This is a genomic window from Nocardia anocheti, from assembly GCF_029675105.1.
GTDB lineage: Bacteria > Actinomycetota > Actinomycetes > Mycobacteriales > Mycobacteriaceae > Nocardia.
In genome coordinates, this window is the sequence record NZ_JAQQFV010000003.1 from 509650 (window position 1) to 525952 (window position 16303).

The 16303-nt window shown below is 70.1% G+C and carries 16 protein-coding genes; 6 read left to right on the forward strand and 10 right to left on the reverse strand.

The window, feature by feature from the left end:
* Positions 1–2 precede the first annotated feature (2 nt).
* The 5 genes from QC180_RS09900 to mshC form a co-directional block, all read right to left on the reverse strand.
* A complete protein-coding gene (locus QC180_RS09900) occupies positions 3–1421 on the reverse strand; it encodes a DUF445 domain-containing protein (protein WP_278262345.1) in 1419 nt (472 codons plus the stop codon).
* 112 nt (positions 1422–1533) lie between these two features.
* Entirely contained in the window at positions 1534–2322 is a 789-nt protein-coding gene (locus QC180_RS09905) for a universal stress protein (RefSeq protein WP_278262346.1), read from the reverse strand.
* A gap of 86 nt (positions 2323–2408) precedes the next feature.
* The gene (locus tag QC180_RS09910; RefSeq protein WP_278262347.1) at positions 2409–3110 is read right to left on the reverse strand and encodes a dienelactone hydrolase family protein; all 702 of its coding nucleotides are present in this window, start codon (positions 3108–3110) and stop codon (positions 2409–2411) included.
* An 18-nt stretch (positions 3111–3128) separates the two neighbouring features.
* The gene (locus QC180_RS09915) at positions 3129–5564 is read right to left on the reverse strand and encodes a heavy metal translocating P-type ATPase (protein ID WP_278262348.1); all 2436 of its coding nucleotides are present in this window, start codon (positions 5562–5564) and stop codon (positions 3129–3131) included.
* Between the two features lie 144 nt (positions 5565–5708).
* Positions 5709–6947, reverse strand: a complete 1239-nt coding sequence (gene mshC, locus QC180_RS09920) for a cysteine--1-D-myo-inosityl 2-amino-2-deoxy-alpha-D-glucopyranoside ligase (RefSeq protein WP_278262349.1) — start codon at positions 6945–6947, stop codon at positions 5709–5711.
* A 303-nt stretch (positions 6948–7250) separates the two neighbouring features.
* Here mshC and QC180_RS09925 point away from each other — a divergent pair, with 303 nt between their 5' ends.
* Positions 7251–7676, forward strand: a complete 426-nt coding sequence (locus QC180_RS09925) for a helix-turn-helix domain-containing protein (RefSeq protein ID WP_278262350.1) — start codon at positions 7251–7253, stop codon at positions 7674–7676.
* Positions 7673–8515 (forward strand): alpha/beta fold hydrolase, encoded by an 843-nt coding sequence (locus QC180_RS09930; RefSeq protein WP_278262351.1) that lies wholly within the window; start codon positions 7673–7675, stop codon positions 8513–8515. Before QC180_RS09925 ends, QC180_RS09930 begins: the two co-directional genes overlap by 4 nt.
* Before the next feature lie 56 nt (positions 8516–8571).
* On the opposite strand, the gene QC180_RS09935 is transcribed toward QC180_RS09930, so the two are convergent.
* The 5 genes from QC180_RS09935 to QC180_RS09955 form a co-directional block, all read right to left on the reverse strand.
* Positions 8572–8829, reverse strand: coding sequence for a hypothetical protein (locus QC180_RS09935; protein WP_278262352.1), 258 nt, complete (start codon positions 8827–8829; stop codon positions 8572–8574).
* A 100-nt stretch (positions 8830–8929) separates the two neighbouring features.
* Positions 8930–9727, reverse strand: coding sequence for an SCO1664 family protein (locus QC180_RS09940; RefSeq protein WP_278262353.1), 798 nt, complete (start codon positions 9725–9727; stop codon positions 8930–8932).
* Positions 9728–9732: 5 nt separating this feature from the next.
* On the reverse strand, positions 9733–10320 hold the full coding sequence (locus QC180_RS09945) for a DUF3090 domain-containing protein (RefSeq protein WP_278262354.1): 588 nt from the start codon (positions 10318–10320) through the stop codon (positions 9733–9735).
* A gap of 50 nt (positions 10321–10370) precedes the next feature.
* On the reverse strand, positions 10371–11087 hold the full coding sequence (locus QC180_RS09950) for a histidine phosphatase family protein (RefSeq protein WP_278262355.1): 717 nt from the start codon (positions 11085–11087) through the stop codon (positions 10371–10373).
* A 31-nt stretch (positions 11088–11118) separates the two neighbouring features.
* Complete coding sequence (locus QC180_RS09955) at positions 11119–12048, reverse strand: undecaprenyl-diphosphate phosphatase (protein ID WP_278262574.1); 930 nt, start codon at positions 12046–12048, stop codon at positions 11119–11121.
* 230 nt (positions 12049–12278) lie between these two features.
* Here QC180_RS09955 and QC180_RS09960 point away from each other — a divergent pair, with 230 nt between their 5' ends.
* From QC180_RS09960 to QC180_RS09975, 4 genes are read left to right on the forward strand one after another with little or no spacing between them, the layout of a single operon-like run.
* Positions 12279–13256: an aldo/keto reductase gene (locus QC180_RS09960; RefSeq protein ID WP_278262356.1), complete on the forward strand. Its 978-nt coding sequence runs from the start codon at positions 12279–12281 to the stop codon at positions 13254–13256.
* 17 nt (positions 13257–13273) lie between these two features.
* Positions 13274–14290 carry a heme/hemin ABC transporter substrate-binding protein gene (locus QC180_RS09965; protein WP_278262357.1) on the forward strand — a complete coding sequence of 339 codons (1017 nt, stop codon included), beginning with the start codon at positions 13274–13276 and terminating at the stop codon, positions 14288–14290.
* Positions 14287–15405, forward strand: coding sequence for a FecCD family ABC transporter permease (locus tag QC180_RS09970; RefSeq protein WP_278262358.1), 1119 nt, complete (start codon positions 14287–14289; stop codon positions 15403–15405). The genes QC180_RS09965 and QC180_RS09970 overlap by 4 nt, the downstream gene beginning before the upstream one ends.
* Positions 15402–16262, forward strand: a complete 861-nt coding sequence (locus tag QC180_RS09975) for a heme ABC transporter ATP-binding protein (RefSeq protein ID WP_278262359.1) — start codon at positions 15402–15404, stop codon at positions 16260–16262. The genes QC180_RS09970 and QC180_RS09975 overlap by 4 nt, the downstream gene beginning before the upstream one ends.
* The last annotated feature ends 41 nt before the right edge of the window (positions 16263–16303 follow it).

Consider the following 16303-nt stretch of genomic DNA (forward strand, 5'->3'; position numbering starts at 1 on the left):
GATCACACTCCGAAGACCAGCAGATGCAGGGCGCCCACAAGCACCCCGAGCGCGCCACCGTGCGCGTAGAGCAGCCAGGCGTCCTGTTCGATGGCGGTGTAGAGCATTTCGACGAATTCGTCGGGCGGTAGCTCGCGCAGCTTCTCCGTCGCCAGCCGGTCCACGCTGGCCGCGGTGGTCTGCGAGAACTCGACATCGTCGACGAGCCACGGTTTCATCTCGGTCGCCAGATTCGCCCCGGCGGTGGCCTGGATGGCGTCGAACTGCTTGGGCCCCACCGCCAACCGCGTCACCGACCGCAACGGTCCGAGCACCCGATCGATCTCGGCCTTGAGGAAGTGCGCGATCACCGCGCGGGTCTTGTCGCCGCTGGGCCCTTCGAGCAGCTGCTCGGTGACCACGTCGAGGGTGACGATCTGATAGCCGATGGCGTGGCCGAGATCGGCGGCCGCCTGATGCTGTCGTTTGGCGAATTTCGCGACCCGCCACGGATATTTGTAGCGCGGCTGCGGCACCGCGGGCTCGAAGACCACCTTGATGGCGATGACATTGACCAGCACGCCCACCACCGAGGCGCCCACGAGCACCCACATCCAGGCGGGCAGGAAATGCAGGATGTCTGAGAGCCAGCCCGGCAGCGAGATCAGCGCCGGGGTGTCCCCGTGCGGGGTGCTGTAGTGCAGCAGCGACAACCACAGCGCCACGATCACCCCGAACGGGAACCCCAGCACGCCACTGCGGGTCATGAACCGCAGCTCCGGGGCGCCCAGCCCGTAGATGACGTCCTTGAGCAGCTCCGGGCGCCGCCGCAGGTACCCGACCACCATCAGCTTCACGTCCAGCAGCTGGTCGATATTGGCGCCGATGAAGTCGAACGCGCGGTCGGTGATGGCGGGCAGCTCCGACTCGACCCGCGTGTACACCGCCTCCCTGGCACGCGGCGGCATGTCGGCCCACAGTTTGGGATGTTCGGTGACCATGATCTGATCCACCATCGACCGCACATTCGGCAACGCCACCCGCGCCACCTGCGCGGAGATCTTGCGCGGATCCATCTGATCGAAGAAGTCCTTGGCGGTGCCGATCTTGGCCACGGCGTTGTCGACCATCAAGCTGGCCATCTTCTCCGACCGCGCCGGAATGAACCCCTGGAACCCGAGAATGCCGCCCGGGGCGAAGGTGGGCAGGATCTGCACCTTGCGCGGCAGCAGCGGGAACAGCGTCTTCAACCCGGGCACGTAGAAACCGGTGAACCGCACGGGCGCGAACAGCATGATCACCCCGGTCCAGTTGGTGATCAGACCGGCCATCGCGCTGAAGATCGGGATGCTGATCATGTCGACCCAGAACTTCGACAGCCCCGTCGTCTGCTCCCAGTCCAGACGTCCGAAGAACCCCGCCGCTTCGATCCCAGCATTCATCCGGCGTCCACTCCGTCGTGTTCCGAACAACGCGCGTGCAGGCCATCATAGGTGACCGATCAGGCCGGATCGGGCAAGTCGACCGGTTCCCCGCTAAACCGGAGCTAACTCGCTACCCGGCGGTGGTGTTCACCAGCAGCAGGTTGGTGTCGATGTCGTGGCTGACCTTGTTGGCCACCGACCCCAGCAGCCGCGCCGGACCGCTCATCCCGCGATTGCCGATCACGACCAGGTCGTATTTCCAGGCCGCGTTGCAGATCGCCTCGGCCGCGGGCACCCCCGTGAGCACATCGCGGCCGAACAGTTCCGGATCACCGACCGCCAACTCGCCTTCCACCTCGATCAGGGTGTCGGCGCCGTCGTCGTCGGTCTTGGCCGAGGTCACCAGGAACGGGCGCGCGCCCAACGCCAACGCCACCTCGTAGCCGCGACGCACCGCCGTGAGTGAGCTCTCCGAACCGTCGGTGGTCAACCCGACCGTCGTCCACCGTTTCGGGACCTTGTGGGTGAACACCACGTCGGTGTCGCTGTGGTGGGACACATGATTGGCGGTCGACCCGCGCAGGCGCGCCTTGGAACTGCCCAGCCCACCGCCCCCGACGACCAGCAGCGTGCCGGGTTCACGGGCGGCCTCCTCGAGCAGCACCGCCCCGGCGGTCCCGTCGCGTTCGACCCGCTCCACCTCCACCACCCCGGCCTCCGCCAGCCGCTCGGCCGCCTCGGCGGTGACCTCCTCGGCCCAGGTGATATCGGTGCCCGCCTTCAGCGTGGCCTCCTTCCACACCGCCACCACGCACACCCCGACCGTGAGGCGGACGGCCAGTTCCCCGGCCACGGTCACCGCCATCTGCCCGGTCTCCGAGCCGTTGGTTCCCACCACGATGCGCCGGTAGCACCCCATGTGTCGCTCTCCGATCGACGGCAGGTCAGTCGCGCTGTGGCCCACAGTATAGGTCCGGCACACCCCCGGCAATCGGCCGCACGCGGTCAGTCGGGGTCGCGCAGATGCCGGTCGAAGAAGGCGAACACGCGCCGCCAGGCGTCGTCGGTGGCCTCGGCGTCGTAGCCGATCCCGACCCGTTCCAGCACCGGATTACCGGGGAAGACATTGGCGAAACCGTGGGTGGCGTTCGGGTAGGTCTTGATGTCGTGGTCGACCCCGCCCGCCGTCAGCGCCGCCTCCAGCTTCGCCGGTGCGCCGATCAGGGCCGGGTCGCGGCGACCGTAGCTGGCAACCACCGGGCACGCGCCGTCGAGCAGAGCCTTGTAGTCGCCGTAGAGGCTGCCGTAGAACGGGGCCGACGCGTGGAAACCCTGCGGTGCGGTCAGCAGCGCGAACCCGCCACCCATACAGAACCCGAGCACTCCGATCCGGCCGGTGCAGTCGGGATCGGCGGCGAGATGGTCACGCGCGGCCAGGATCTCGCCCACGGCGGGACCGGTACCGGTGAAGACGATGGCCCGCAACGCCTGCTGGACGCAGCGCGCCCGGCCCCGGCTGTAGAGATTCGGGGCGATCACCAGATATCCGGCGGCGGTGACGATCTCGACCTGGCGACGCAGATCGTCGGTCATCCCCAGCGCGTCGTGTAGCACCACGACACCGGGCCACGGTCCGTCCCCCTGCGGCCGGGCCAGCAGTGCTTCGAGCCTCGTGCCGGTCGGCGTCTCGATCTCGATCGTGTCCATCTCCCGAATCTAGAACTCTCACCGCCCGCGTGACGGCGAGTCGGCCGAATGCGACGGCGGATCGGGCAGCGCGAGCCGTTTCAGATACAGCGCGTTCAACGCCACGATCAGGCTCGATCCCGACATGGCCATCGCCGCGATCTCCGGGCGCATCGTCAACCCCCACGGCGCGAACACTCCCGCCGCGATCGGCAGCGCGATGCCGTTGTAGCCGACCGCCCAGCCCAGGTTCTGGCGTTCCTTGCGCACCGTGCCGCGCCCGATCCGCAACGCGGTCGACACCGTGAACGGATCCGAGCGCATGAGCACCACATCCGCGGTCTGGATCGCCACATCGGTCCCGGCGCCGATCGCGATCCCCAGATCGGCACGTGCCAACGCAGGCGCGTCGTTGACCCCGTCACCGACCATCGCCACCTTCTTGCCGGAGCGCTGCAACTCGGCGACGCGGTCGGCCTTGTCGCCGGGCAGCACCTCGGCGATCACGGTGTCGATGCCCAGATCGGCCGCGATCCGTTCGGCGGTGGCCCGGTTGTCACCGGTCAGCATGACCACCCCGACGCCGAGCTCGTGCAGGGCGGCCACGGCGGCCGCCGAACTCGGGCGTGGCGCGTCGGCCAACGCGATCACCGCCGCCGCGGCACCGTCGACGGCGACCAGGACCGCGGTGTGCCCGGCCGCCGCCAGCTCCTCACGCCGTTGCGCCAGCTCGCCGAGGTCGATGTGTTCGTCGTCGAGCAGGGCGCGATTGCCGATCAGCACCCGGTGCCCGTCGACGCTGGCCGTCGCACCCCGCCCCGGCACGTTCCGGAAGTCCGTCGCCGACAGCTCCGCCGCGCCCTGCTCTTTCGCGTACCCGACCACGGCCTGGGCCAGGGGATGCTCGGATTCGCGTTCCACCGCGGCCGCCAGGGCCAGTACCCGGCCGGTGTCGGCGCCGGGCGCGGTGACCACCGCCGTCACCCGCGGCGCGCCCTCGGTCAGGGTGCCGGTCTTGTCCAGCACCACCACATCGACGCGGGCCGCCGATTCCAGCGCCGTCGCGTTCTTGAACAGCACACCGCGTTTCGCGCCGAGGCCGGTGCCGACCATGATCGCCGTCGGCGTCGCCAACCCCAGTGCGTCCGGGCACGTCACCACCACGACCGTGATCGCGAACAGCACCGCCTCGCTCAGCGACGCGCCCACCAGCAGCCACACCACCAGCGTCGCCAGACTGCCCAGCAGGGCCACCAGGGTCAGCCAGAACGCGGCCCGGTCGGCCAGGCGCTGACCCGGCGCCTTGGAATTCTGGGCCTGCTGCACCAACTCCACGATCTGGGCCAGCGCGGTATCGGACCCGACCTTCGTCGCGCGCACCCGCAGACTGCCGGTGGTGTTGATGGTCGCGCCGATCACCGCCGAACCGGGCTGCTTGGACACCGGCAGGCTCTCCCCGGTGACCATCGACTCGTCGACATCACCGGACCCCTCCAGCACCGTCCCGTCGACCGGGATCCTGGCCCCCGGCCGCACCACCAGCACATCCCCGACCGCGACCTCGGCGGTCGGGATCTCCACCTCCGCCCCATCCCGCACCACGACCGCTTTCGGCGGCGACAGATCCAGCAGGCTCGTCACCGCGTCCCCGGCGCCACTGCGCGCCCGCATCTCGAACCAGTGGCCCAGCAGCACGAACGTGGCCAGCATGGTGGCGGCCTCGTAGAACACCTCACCGCCGCCGGTCAACGTCACCACCAGCGAATACAGCCAACCGGTCCCGATACCGACCGAGACCAGCACCATCATGTCGAGGGTGTGCGCCCGCAACGCCCGGATCGCGCCGGTGAAGAAGACCGTCGAGGAATAGCCGATCACCGGCAGGCTCAGCAGCAGCATCCACACATCGACACGCAGCCCGAAGGGGACGGGCAGATGCAGGCCCAGCATGTGGGTGGCCATCGGCGACCACAGCATCACCAGGGTGGAGAACACCAGGGCGACCAGGAAACGGTTGCGCATGTCGCGGGCCATGGCGTCCATCGACATCGACGCGTGCCCGTGTGACATCGTCTCGTCTCCGGAGTCGGCGGCGTGGGGTTCCGATGGGTGCGCGTGACTCCGCTCCAAGGAGTCGGACGCTTGGGGTGCCGCGATCCCGCCGTCGTCTTCGGAGCCCCGGGAGCGGGCGTGCGCGCTCGCGGTGGACGGCTCGCGCACCGGATCGCACAGGTGGGTGGGGACCGAGCGGCCCGCGCAGTGGTAGCCGCAGTCACGGACCCAGGAGCGCAGCTCGGCGACGGAGGTGCGGGCCGGGTCGTAGGTGACCGTGGCGGTCTGGGCGACCGGGTTGGCCTCGACCGCGAGCACACCGGGACGGCGCCGCAGACCCGCGCTCAGCACACCGTGGGAGCTCGCTCGCCACTGGCCGCCGACGTGCAGGACCGTCGTGGCCGAGGTGTCCGGTTCGCCCATGCGCCACTCCCATCGCCGGTGGGCGCGCGGCAGCGCCGGGCGCCTCTCGCGAGGGTACCGGGTGCGGATCGCGGATCCGCGCAGGTCACAGACGTGCCGGTCGCGACTGTCTTCCGGTGGTCGCGACCAGCCCGGGGCGTCGGATCAGAGGGCGATGCCGAGCAGCGCGTCGACCGCAGTACGCACCAGCGTCGGTGCCTCGGTGTCGGTGCCGCCGTAGGACAGGGCCTGCTCGGCCCAGTTGTCGATCGCGTCGAGGGCCTTGGGGGTGTCCAGATCGTCGGCCAGGTGCTGACGCACCCGCGCGATCGTGTCCGCGGCCGCCGGGCCCGACGTCAGCGACACCGCCTCACGCCAGCGGGCCAGCCGGGTCTGCGCGGTGCCCAGCACCTCGTCGGTCCACATGCGGTCCTGCCGGTAGTGCCCGGCGAACAGGCCCGCGCGGATGGCGGCCGGGTCGACCCCGGAGCGGCGCAGCTTCGACACCAGCACCAGATTGCCCTTGGACTTCGACATCTTCTCGCCGTCGAGGCCGATCAGACCGGCGTGCACGTAGTGGCGGGCGAAGCGGCGCGCGCCGGTGATGGCCTCGGCGTGCGCGGCGGAGTACTCGTGGTGCGGGTAGATCAGGTCCGAGCCGCCACCCTGGATGTCGAACTCGGTGCCGATGCGGTTGAGCGCGATCGCCGCACACTCGATGTGCCAGCCGGGCCGTCCTTCGCCGAACGGGGCGGGCCAGGACGGTTCGCCCGGGCGCGCCGCACGCCACAGCAGGGCGTCGATGGTGTCGCGCTTGCCGGGCCGGTCGGGGTCGCCGCCGCGCTCGGCGAACAGCGTGTCCATGGTGGCGCGGTCGTAGCCGGACTCGTACCCGAACTGCTCGGTGGCGTCGGTGCGGAAGTAGATGTCGGGGTACTCGGCGTCGTCGACGGTGTAGGCCGCCCCGGCGGTGAGCAGCTTCTGCACCAGCTCGACCACTTCGTCCACCGACTCGATCGCGCCGATGTAGTGCCGCGGCGGCAGCACCTGCAGGGCGGTCATGTCCTCGCGGAACAGGTCGATCTCGGAGTTGCCCAGATCGCGCCAGTCGACGCCGTCGCGCGCGGCACGCTCGAAGAGCGGGTCGTCGACATCGGTGACGTTCTGCACGTAGTGCACGTCGTGTCCGCCGTCGCGCCACAGGCGGTTGACCAGGTCGAAGGTCAGGTAGGTCGCGGCGTGACCGAGGTGGGTGGCGTCGTAGGGGGTGATGCCACAGACATACATTTTCGCGGTCGCGCCAGGGGTGACCGGGCGGACCTGGCGATCGGCGGTGTCGTACAACCGCAACGGCGGCCCTGTTCCGGGGACGGTCGGTAGGGCGATATCGGACCAGGACTGCATGATTCGAGGGTAGAGCCCCGGCTGTGGCGCCCGCCCCGCGGCCCGGGTCATGCGGTAGCTCGCGGTGCCGTGACGCGGCCCGCTACCTGCACACAAACGTGTTCGCCCCCGCCCGTCAAGGGTTGTGTTCAGGCAGAACCGCTGGTCGCGGCGTCGCCGGGTGATTCACGGCACCGGGACACGGGAGGCGCGCCGAACCGGGCGAACGGTTGCCGCGCGGCGTGATGACGATCATTCCCCGCATCGCAGGTTACGCAAACTTCCCTATTGATACGTATTAATACCTTCGTTTAGGGTAGTTTCATGACAGATCGTCTCTACTCGGTGGACCAGGTCGCCGAACTGCTCGGACTGCACGTGCGCACCGTGCGCGGTTACGTCCGCGACGGCAAACTGCCCGCCGCCCGCATCGGCAAGCAGTACCGCATCACCCACGACGACCTCGAGACCTTCACCGGCCTGCCGATCAACCCACCCCCGCCGACCGCCACCGGCAGCCACGCCGAGACCACCTGCGTCGTGGAGATCGACGACATCGACCGCGCCACTGCCGACCGGATCAGCACCCTGCTCACCGTCACCGCGGGCACCCGCGGACCCGGCGGGCCCACCCTGCGCGTGGAAACCGGCTACGACCCCGACCGGACGCGCATGAAAGTCATCGTGCTCGGCGGACTCGCCGACACCGCCCGCCTGCTCGACTACATCGAAGGAATCCTCAGCTCGTGACCACCATCTACACCTCCGAAGCGGGCCGCCACGCCATCCACCAGCGCTACCGCGCCCACCTCGACGCCTGGCCCGTCCCCCACGACGAACTCCGCCTCCCCACCACCGCAGGCGACACCTTCGTGCTCACCTGCGGACCCGTCGACGCCCCACCCCTGGTCCTGCTGCACGGCTCGGGCGCCAACGCGAGCGCTTGGCGCGGCGACATCACCGACTGGGCCGCCTACTTCCGCGTCTACGCGATCGATCTCCCCGGCGAGCCCGGATTCAGCGCGGCCACCCGCCTGCCACTCGACAGCGACGCCACCGCGCGCTGGCTCGACGAGGTCCTCGACGGTCTCGGCCTCGACACCGTCGACCTCGTCGGCATCTCCCTCGGTGGCTGGACCGCGCTCGACTTCGTCCTCCGGCGACCGGGTCGTGTCCGGCGTCTGGGGTTGCTGTGCCCCGGCGGGTTGGGCAAACACCGCTACGGATGGCTGCTGAAGGCGATCCCGCTACGGCTGCTCGGCCGCCACAGCGTCCGCGACGCCGCCCGCGTCGGGCTGGGCCTGGGCGACGACCCGGCGGCCGAGGACATCCTCGACGACGTGGAACTGATCTTCGACAACTTCTCGCCACGCTCCGGACGACTACCCCGATTCCAACCGGAGCAACTCTCCACGGTGGACATCCCGGTCCTGATAATCGTCGGTGAGCAGGACGCGCTGTTCGACTCCGCGCGTACCGCCGCACTGGCCCGCGCGCACCTGCCCGGGGCCGAAGTACAGATCTTGCCCGGCGTCGGGCACGCCCTGCTCGGACAGACCGCGACAATCCGGGAATTCCTGCGGAACTGACAACGAGGTGTCGCCGCGCGTCGGGAGCGGCGACACCTCGCGTCAGGACAGACCTATCAGGCCTGCTCGTAGCACTGCACGTTGGCGCCGTCGACATCCGGGCCGAACTGCGGCAGCGCGTAGAACGACGCACCGACCTGGTCGGCGGCCTCCACCGTGACATCCGGCAGCGGCGCGCCGTTGCGATCGGTCGCGGTGCACACGAAGGTCTTCTCCGACCACCAACCGGCCGGGAACGCCTGCGCGGGCGCGGCGACCGCTCCGGTGAGCAGCAGCGCGGCCGCGGACGTGGTGACAATCGAACGAGTCGACATGTAATTCCTCTGATCTTGCGTTGTTGACGAAAGTGCTTGGAGCACACTAGCACCGGCCCTGACCAGCCAACAGGCCATTCAGAACCCGAGCACACCCTCGTCAGAACGCGGGCCAGGGGATCGGCCGCGCCGAATTCGGCAGCGGCATCACCGGATTCTCCAGCAACGCCTTGGTCCGCTCGGTCAACGCCGAGATCTCCGCGTCGGTGATGTGCGGCGCCAGCGAATCGGCCACCGCCCCGGGCAGATTCGCCGCGAACGCGGTGATATCGCCGACCAGCGACTCGTGCACCGGAGTCCCCGCCCACCCCCACAACACCGTGCGCAACTTCGGCTCACTGTGCAGACAGATCCCGTGATCCACCCCGTACACCTGCCCGTCCACCCCCTCCAACGCGTGCCCGCCCTTGCGATCGGCGTTGTTGAGCAACAGATCCAGCACCGCCATCCGCTGCAACCGCGGATCGTCGGCATGGATCAGCGACACCTCGTTGCCCGCACCGTCCAGCGCGCGCAACACCTCGCAGAACCCCGCGGGCACCGTGCCCGGCGCGCACAGATCCACCAGATCCAGCCGCTGCCCGGCCTCGGTGCGATTGTCCACCGAGGTCACCCAGCGCTGCACCATCCCCGGCCCGAACGGCCCATCCCGCAACACCGTCTCCGGGATGACACCCCACCCCAGCTGCTCGGAGATCAGATACGAGGCCACCTCCCGGCCCGCCAACGTGCCATCCGGGAAATCCCACAGCGGCCGCTCCCCCCGCACCGGCTTGTACACCACCCGCAACGGCGCACCGTCGGGCTCGGGCGCCGCGATCTCACACACCAGCGTCAGATTGCTGGCCACGCCGACCCGCCCGACGATCTCGAGCTCACCGGAGGTCAGTGTCGCCACATCGATCACTCCTCGTCTAGCTCGGCCGCGCCGAAGATCTCGCCCCGCTTGTAGCCGTTGGTGCGCACACACATGTGCCCGCGCGCCGACAGGGGCTCACCACACAGCGGGCACGGCGGACGCCCCGCCGCGATCACCCGCGCCGAGCGCAACGCGAACTCCCGCGCCTGGATCGGCGTCAGGAACACCCGCACCGCGTCGGGCCCCTCCTCGGTGTCGTCGAGCACCACCGACTCGTCCACCTCGGTCTCGGTGATCGCCAACAGCTCCACCACCACCGCGTTCGCGTCGGCGTCCCAGCCCAGACCCATGGTCCCGACCCGGAATTCGGTATCGATCGGCGTCACCAGCGGCGCCACATCGCGCACGTCCTCGCCCTCGGGGGGCACCTCGGCACCGAAGCGGCGCGCCACCTCGTCCAACAGCAGACCCATCCGGTCGGCGAGCACCTTCACCTGCTGCTTCTCCAACAGCACGCTGACCACGCGCGGCTCCTGCACGGCCTGCAGGTAGAACGAACGATCGCCCGGTTCACCGACAGTCCCGGCGACGAAACGATCGGGGGTGCGAAAGACATGGATTGCGCGTGACACATGCACCTCCTGATACGTGATCCTGTTCGACACTCACGAACACCCTCCCTCTAAGGAGAATCGCGGTGCCCCGCATTCCCATTATCCGCCGCGGCGGCCACCGACACCTCGCCACCGGGCGCCAACGGCGCCGGTGCCACCCCCGCCAACGCCGACAGATCGGCGCCGGTGTCGTTGAACTTCCACACCGACGGACCCATCGGGCCGTAGCGCACCACACTGATCGAGGCGGGCTCCACCGCGATCCGCTGAAAACCGTCCAGATGCAGACCCAGCGCGTCGGCCAGGATCGCCTTGATGACATCGCCGTGCGCGCACGCCACCCACAGCACATCGCGCCCGGCCCGCTCGGCGAGCCCACGCTCGATGTCACGGATCGCGGCCACCGCCCGCTGCTGCACCTGCGCCAGACCCTCACCACCGGGGAACACCGCCCCCGAGGCGTGCGCCTGCACGACCTTCCACAGCGGCTCGTTCAGCAGCTCCGCGATCGGGCGACCGGTCCACTCGCCGTAGTCGACCTCGATCAACCGCTCGTCGCAGTCCGGCTCCAGCCCCAGCTTCTCCGCCAGCGGCGCCACCGTGCGCTGACAGCGCAACAGCGGTGAGCTGGCGATGTGTTCGATCGGCAACGTCGCCAACCGGTCGGCCACCGCGACAGCCTGCTCGGTGCCGCGCTCGGTGAGCTCGACACCGGGACTCCGGCCCGCCAGGGTCCGCCCGACATTCGACGTGGACACTCCGTGCCGGAGCAGGATCACCGTCATGGGACCAGCCTAACCATCACCACGCCGCGACTCAGGTCGCCGAGACGACGCCCGCGGCGAGCAGGCCCATCACCACCAGGCCCAGGATGATCCGGTAGCCGACGAACCAGTAGAACGAATGCTTGCCCACGAACTTCAGCAGCCACGCCACCGACGCGTACCCGACCACGAAGGCCAGGATCGTCGCCACCAGCAGCTGCGGGCCGCTCGCGTTGAGCCCCTCACCGGCCGGTTCGAACGCGTCCGGCAAGCTGAACAGGCCCGATGCCGTCACCGCCGGGATCGCCAACAGGAACGAGAACCGCACCGCCGCCTCACGCTGCAACCCCAGGAACAGACCCGCCGTCGAGGTCGCCCCCGACCGTGACACACCCGGGATCAGTGCCAGGCACTGCGCCAAACCCATGATCAGCCCGTCGCGGGTGGTCAGCTTCTCGATCGGGCGCTCCTTGCTGCCGAAATGCTCACCCGCCGCGATCACCAGCGCGAACGCGATCAACATGAACGACACCAGCCACAGATTCCGCGCACCGGTCCGGATCTCGTCCTTGAACAGAAAACCCAGCACACCGATCGGGATGGTGGCGATGATCACGTACCAGCCCACCCGATAGTCCAGCTCCCGCTGCGCGTCGCGCTCGTGCGCCTCGCGCGCGCTGCGATCCATCACCGGCAGCTTCGTGGTGACCCGATCCCCGACCGGCACCGCCTCCTGCGAACGCTCCCGCAGCCGCATCCCCAACGTGGTGAACCAGGCGATCACGATCCGCTTGATGTCCTTGGCGAAATACACCAGCACCGCCAGCTCGGTGCCGAGCTGGGTCACCGCGGTGAACGAGGCACCCGCGTCGGAACCGAAGAACACAGCCGAGACGATGCGCAGATGCCCCGACGAGGACACCGGCAGGAACTCCGTGAGTCCCTGCACCAGCCCGAGTACCAATGCCTGTATCCAGGTCATCGACTCGCCCACCACGTCCTCCTGCTGCCTCGCGCCCGAAAGACCGCGTCCTCCTGGGCTTTTGCTTGCACGTGCGGCACCGACCGCCGCGACCTCGCAGCGACCCTACCCGCCACCGTGCCCCGTCGCCGCCCGCCCACCTAGGGATCTGCTGAGAGTGCGGGTCGTCGGCGGGTGCGACCGCACTGTGCGCTTAGTCTTGTCGCCGTGACGAAAGCGCGGGCGCGGTGATGGAACAGCGAACGGTGGGACGCAGCGGACTTCGGGTGTCGCGGTTCGGCTTGGCGACACATACCTGGGGCACACATACCGACGCCGACGAGGCGGCAGTGCAGTTGGCGGCGTTCACCGAGGCCGGTGGCACGCTCGTCGACACCTCCCCCATGTACGGCGAGGGCGCCGCCCAGCAGATCCTGGCCGGACTGCTCGGTGACCTGGTCTCCCGCGACGATCTCGTCCTGAGCGGCTGCGCGGGCGTCGTCCTGCACGCCCCCGGCAGCGGCGTCGGCGACAACGTCCCCGCTCCCGCCGCGGTCGGCCCGGTCATCGACGCCTCCCGCCGCACCCTGCTCAAGCAACTCGACCGCACCCTGCTCGAACTGGGCACCGACCATCTCGACATCTGGAGCATCGCCGCCTGGGACCCCTACACCCCCCTCGACGAGGTCGCGGCCACCATCGAGACCGCCGTGCGCACCGGCCGCACCCGCTACGCGGGCGTGCGCGGTTTCGCGGCCTGGCAGCTGGCCAGCCTCGCCGCCATCGCGCCCATCACCGCCGCGCAGACCACCTACTCGCTGCTGGCCAGGGGCACCGAGCACGATGTGATTCCCGCCGCCCGCCACCACGGGGTCGGCACCATCGCCGCGGCGCCGCTGGCGGGGGGTGTGCTCACCGGTAAGTACCGCGACGGCGTCCCCGCCGACTCGCGCGGCGCCGACGAGTCCACCGCGGCCGAGATCCGGCGCAGGCTCGACGACGAACGCGCCGTCCGGGTGGTCGACGCCCTGGTCACCGCCGCCGACGGCCTCGGCACCTCGCCGCTGGCGGTGGCGTTGGCCTGGATCCGGGACCGGCCCGGCGTCACGAGCATGATCGTCGGCGCCCGCGACATCGGTCAGCTCACCGGCGTGCTGGCCGCCGAGACCCTCGAGTTGCCGCGCGCGATCGCCGCGGCACTGGACGATGTGAGCGCCCGTTCCGAATGATGGCTAGCCTTACCTGCATGAAACTGCGTGGTGTGCTGACGGCGATGCTCGCGGCGACGGTGCTGACCGGCGCCGCCGCTTGCACCGGGAGCAATTCTGCATCGACTGCCATTTCCGGGGGCCCGGCGACCGCCCAACTCGCCGACCTCGACCCCGTCCCCCTCGACGGCGCCACCCCCACCCCGCGACTCCCGGCGACAGCCAAGTCCTACGACGGCAGCGACGTCACCGTCACCGACGTCTCCCGCATCATCGCCGTCGACCGCTACGGCACCCTCGCCCAGACCGTCTGGGCCCTCGGCCTCGGCGCCAACCTCGTCGGCCGCAGCACCTCGGCGTCCTTCCCCGCCGTCGCCCACGTCACCAACGTGGCGGGCGGCAACGGCAGCCTCAGCGTCGAAGCCGTCCTCGCCCTGCGCCCCTCGGTCTTCCTCACCGACACCACCAGCGCCGCCCCGGCCGTCCGCGAACAACTGCGCGCCGCCGGGGTCACCGTCGTCTACTTCGACCCCGAACGCAGCATGGACGGCGTCGTCCCACAGATCGAAGCCGTCGCCAACGCCCTCGGCGTCCCCGAGGCGGGCACCCGGCTCGGCCAGCGCACCCGCGACGAGATCGCCACCGCCACCGCGCGCGTCCCCCACCAGGACCCGCAACCCAAGATCGCCTTCCTCTACCTGCGCAGCACCGCCATCACCATGATCGCCGGACGCGGCTCCGGCGCCGACTCGCTCATCACCGCCATCGGCGGCATCGACGCGGGCACCGCCGCCGGAGTGAACGAACCGTTCGTCACCATCACCAGCGAAGCCATGATCGCCGCCGCCCCCGACGTGCTGCTCGTCATGTCCGACGGCCTGAAATCCGTCGGCGGCGTCGACGGACTCGAGAAAGTCCCCGGCATCGCGCAGACCCCCGCCGGACGCAACCGGCGCGTCGTCGACATGTCCGACGCGGTGATCCTCAGCTTCGGCCCCAACACCGGCCGCGTCATCACCGCGCTGTCCGACGCCGTCTACGGCAAACCCGCATGAACGAAGCCGACCTGACCAAGCCGTCGGACGCCCCCCGCATCACCGACGCGACACCGGACCCCCTACCGCCCACCCGGCACCGGGCCACCCGCGTCACCCTCGTGTTCGCGGGCGCGCTGCTGGCCCTGGTCATCCTGGCACTCGTCTCGGCGGTGCTGGGGCAGGTGCCCACCACCGCGGCAGAAGTCCTCGGCAGCATCGCCCATCGCATCGGCCTGGATCTCGGCCCGCTCCCGGCGCATCCGGCGGGCGAGGTCACCCTCTGGGAGGTGCGGTTCCCGCGCGTCGCCCTCGCCGTGCTCGTCGGCGCCGCGCTCGCCACGGCCGGAGCGCTGCTGCAAGGGGTCTTCGCCAACCCGCTCGCCGAGCCCGGCGTCATCGGTGTCTCCGCGGGCGCCGCCGTCGGCGCGGGCACGGTGATCGTGATAGGCGGTGCGTTCGTGGCCGCCTGGTCGGTCGCCGCCGCCGCCTTCCTCGCCGGACTGATCACCACAGCCCTGGTGTACCTGCTGTCGAGATCCGGCGGGCGCACCGAAGTGGTCACCCTGATCCTCACCGGCGTCGCCATCAACGCCTTCGCGGGCGGACTCATCGCCCTGCTGCTGTTCGTCGCCTCGCCCGCCGCCCGCGACCAGATCGTCTTCTGGCAGCTCGGCAGCCTCAACGGCGCCACCTGGCCCGCCGTCGCCGTGGTAGCCACCCTCGCCGTCACCGGGGTGCTCGCCGCGATCCTCATCGCCCCGAAACTCGACCTGCTCGCGCTCGGTGACTCCGCCGCCCGCCACCTCGGCGTCGACGTGGAACGGCTGCGCAGGCAGGTCATCGTGGTCGTCGCCGTACTCACCGCCGCCGGTGTCGCCTTCAGCGGCATCATCCTGTTCGTGGGACTGATCGTGCCGCACCTGGTCCGCATGATGGTCGGACCGGGCCACCGCGTCCTCGTCCCGCTCAGTGCCATCCTGGGCGCCGTGGTGCTGCTCGGCGCCGACGTGCTCGCCCGCACCCTCGTCCACAACGCCGACCTGCCACTGGGCATGCTCACCTCGCTCATCGGCGGCCCGTTCTTCTTCTGGCTGCTGCGCCGCACCAGGGCCAGGGCAGGAGGCTGGGGATGACCGACACCGCCCGCCGCACCACCACGTGGCGATCCCTGTTCGCCCGCACCCCCGACGTACCCGCCCGCCCCGAGCCCGGCACTGTCACCCTGCGCGCCACCGGCCTCACCGTGCGACGCGGCCAACGCACCGTGCTCGACGACGTCGACTTCCAGGTCGCGGCGGGCGAGATCGTCGCGCTCGTCGGGCCCAACGGCGCGGGCAAATCGAGCCTGCTCGCCGCACTCGCCGGGGAACTCGAACCCAGCACCGGCACCGTGAAACTCGAAGGCCACGCCCTCACCCACTGGACGCACGCCGACATGGCCCGCCGCCGCGCCGTCCTGCCCCAGTCCCACAGCCTCGGATTCCCCTTCACGGCCAGAGAAGTCGTCGCCATGGGCCGCTCCCCCTGGCTGCACACCGCCGCGGCCGACAACGACGACGCACTCATCGCCGCCGCACTGGCCGCCACCGACGTCACCCACCTGGCCGGACGACCGTTCCCGTCGCTGTCCGGCGGCGAACGCGCCCGCGTCGCGCTGGCCCGCGTCCTCGCCCAGGACACCGCCACCCTCCTGCTCGACGAACCCACCGCCGCCCTCGACATCGGCCACCAGGAAGCCGTCCTGCGCCTGGCCGCCGACCGCGCTGCCGCGGGCTCGGCCGTCGTCGTCGTGGTGCACGACCTCGGGGTAGCCGCCGCCTACGCGGACCGCGTCACCGTCCTCGACGACGGGCGCGTGGCCGCCGACGGCCCACCCCGCACGGTCCTGACTCGTGAACTGCTCACCACCGTGTACCGCCACCCGGTCGACGTCTTCGACCACCCCACCACCGGCGCGCAACTCGTCCTCCCCGAACGCGGCCGCGACTGACGAGCCGGGCAACAGCCCCTCCTGCCCTGTCCAACTGATAC

Excerpts from the sequence above, each read along its gene's own strand:
- QC180_RS09900 (WP_278262345.1), bottom strand. The coding sequence starts at position 1,421 with ATGAATGCTGGGATCGAAGCGGCGGGGTTCTTCGGACGTCTGGACTGG.
- QC180_RS09905 (WP_278262346.1), bottom strand. The coding sequence starts at position 2,322 with ATGGGGTGCTACCGGCGCATCGTGGTGGGAACCAACGGCTCGGAGACC.
- QC180_RS09910 (WP_278262347.1), bottom strand. The coding sequence starts at position 3,110 with ATGGACACGATCGAGATCGAGACGCCGACCGGCACGAGGCTCGAAGCA.
- QC180_RS09915 (WP_278262348.1), bottom strand. The coding sequence starts at position 5,564 with ATGGGCGAACCGGACACCTCGGCCACGACGGTCCTGCACGTCGGCGGC.
- mshC (WP_278262349.1), bottom strand. The coding sequence starts at position 6,947 with ATGCAGTCCTGGTCCGATATCGCCCTACCGACCGTCCCCGGAACAGGG.
- QC180_RS09925 (WP_278262350.1), top strand. The coding sequence starts at position 7,251 with ATGACAGATCGTCTCTACTCGGTGGACCAGGTCGCCGAACTGCTCGGA.
- QC180_RS09935 (WP_278262352.1), bottom strand. The coding sequence starts at position 8,829 with ATGTCGACTCGTTCGATTGTCACCACGTCCGCGGCCGCGCTGCTGCTC.
- QC180_RS09950 (WP_278262355.1), bottom strand. The coding sequence starts at position 11,087 with ATGACGGTGATCCTGCTCCGGCACGGAGTGTCCACGTCGAATGTCGGG.
- QC180_RS09955 (WP_278262574.1), bottom strand. The coding sequence starts at position 12,048 with ATGACCTGGATACAGGCATTGGTACTCGGGCTGGTGCAGGGACTCACG.
- QC180_RS09960 (WP_278262356.1), top strand. The coding sequence starts at position 12,279 with ATGGAACAGCGAACGGTGGGACGCAGCGGACTTCGGGTGTCGCGGTTC.
- QC180_RS09965 (WP_278262357.1), top strand. The coding sequence starts at position 13,274 with ATGAAACTGCGTGGTGTGCTGACGGCGATGCTCGCGGCGACGGTGCTG.
- QC180_RS09970 (WP_278262358.1), top strand. The coding sequence starts at position 14,287 with ATGAACGAAGCCGACCTGACCAAGCCGTCGGACGCCCCCCGCATCACC.
- QC180_RS09975 (WP_278262359.1), top strand. The coding sequence starts at position 15,402 with ATGACCGACACCGCCCGCCGCACCACCACGTGGCGATCCCTGTTCGCC.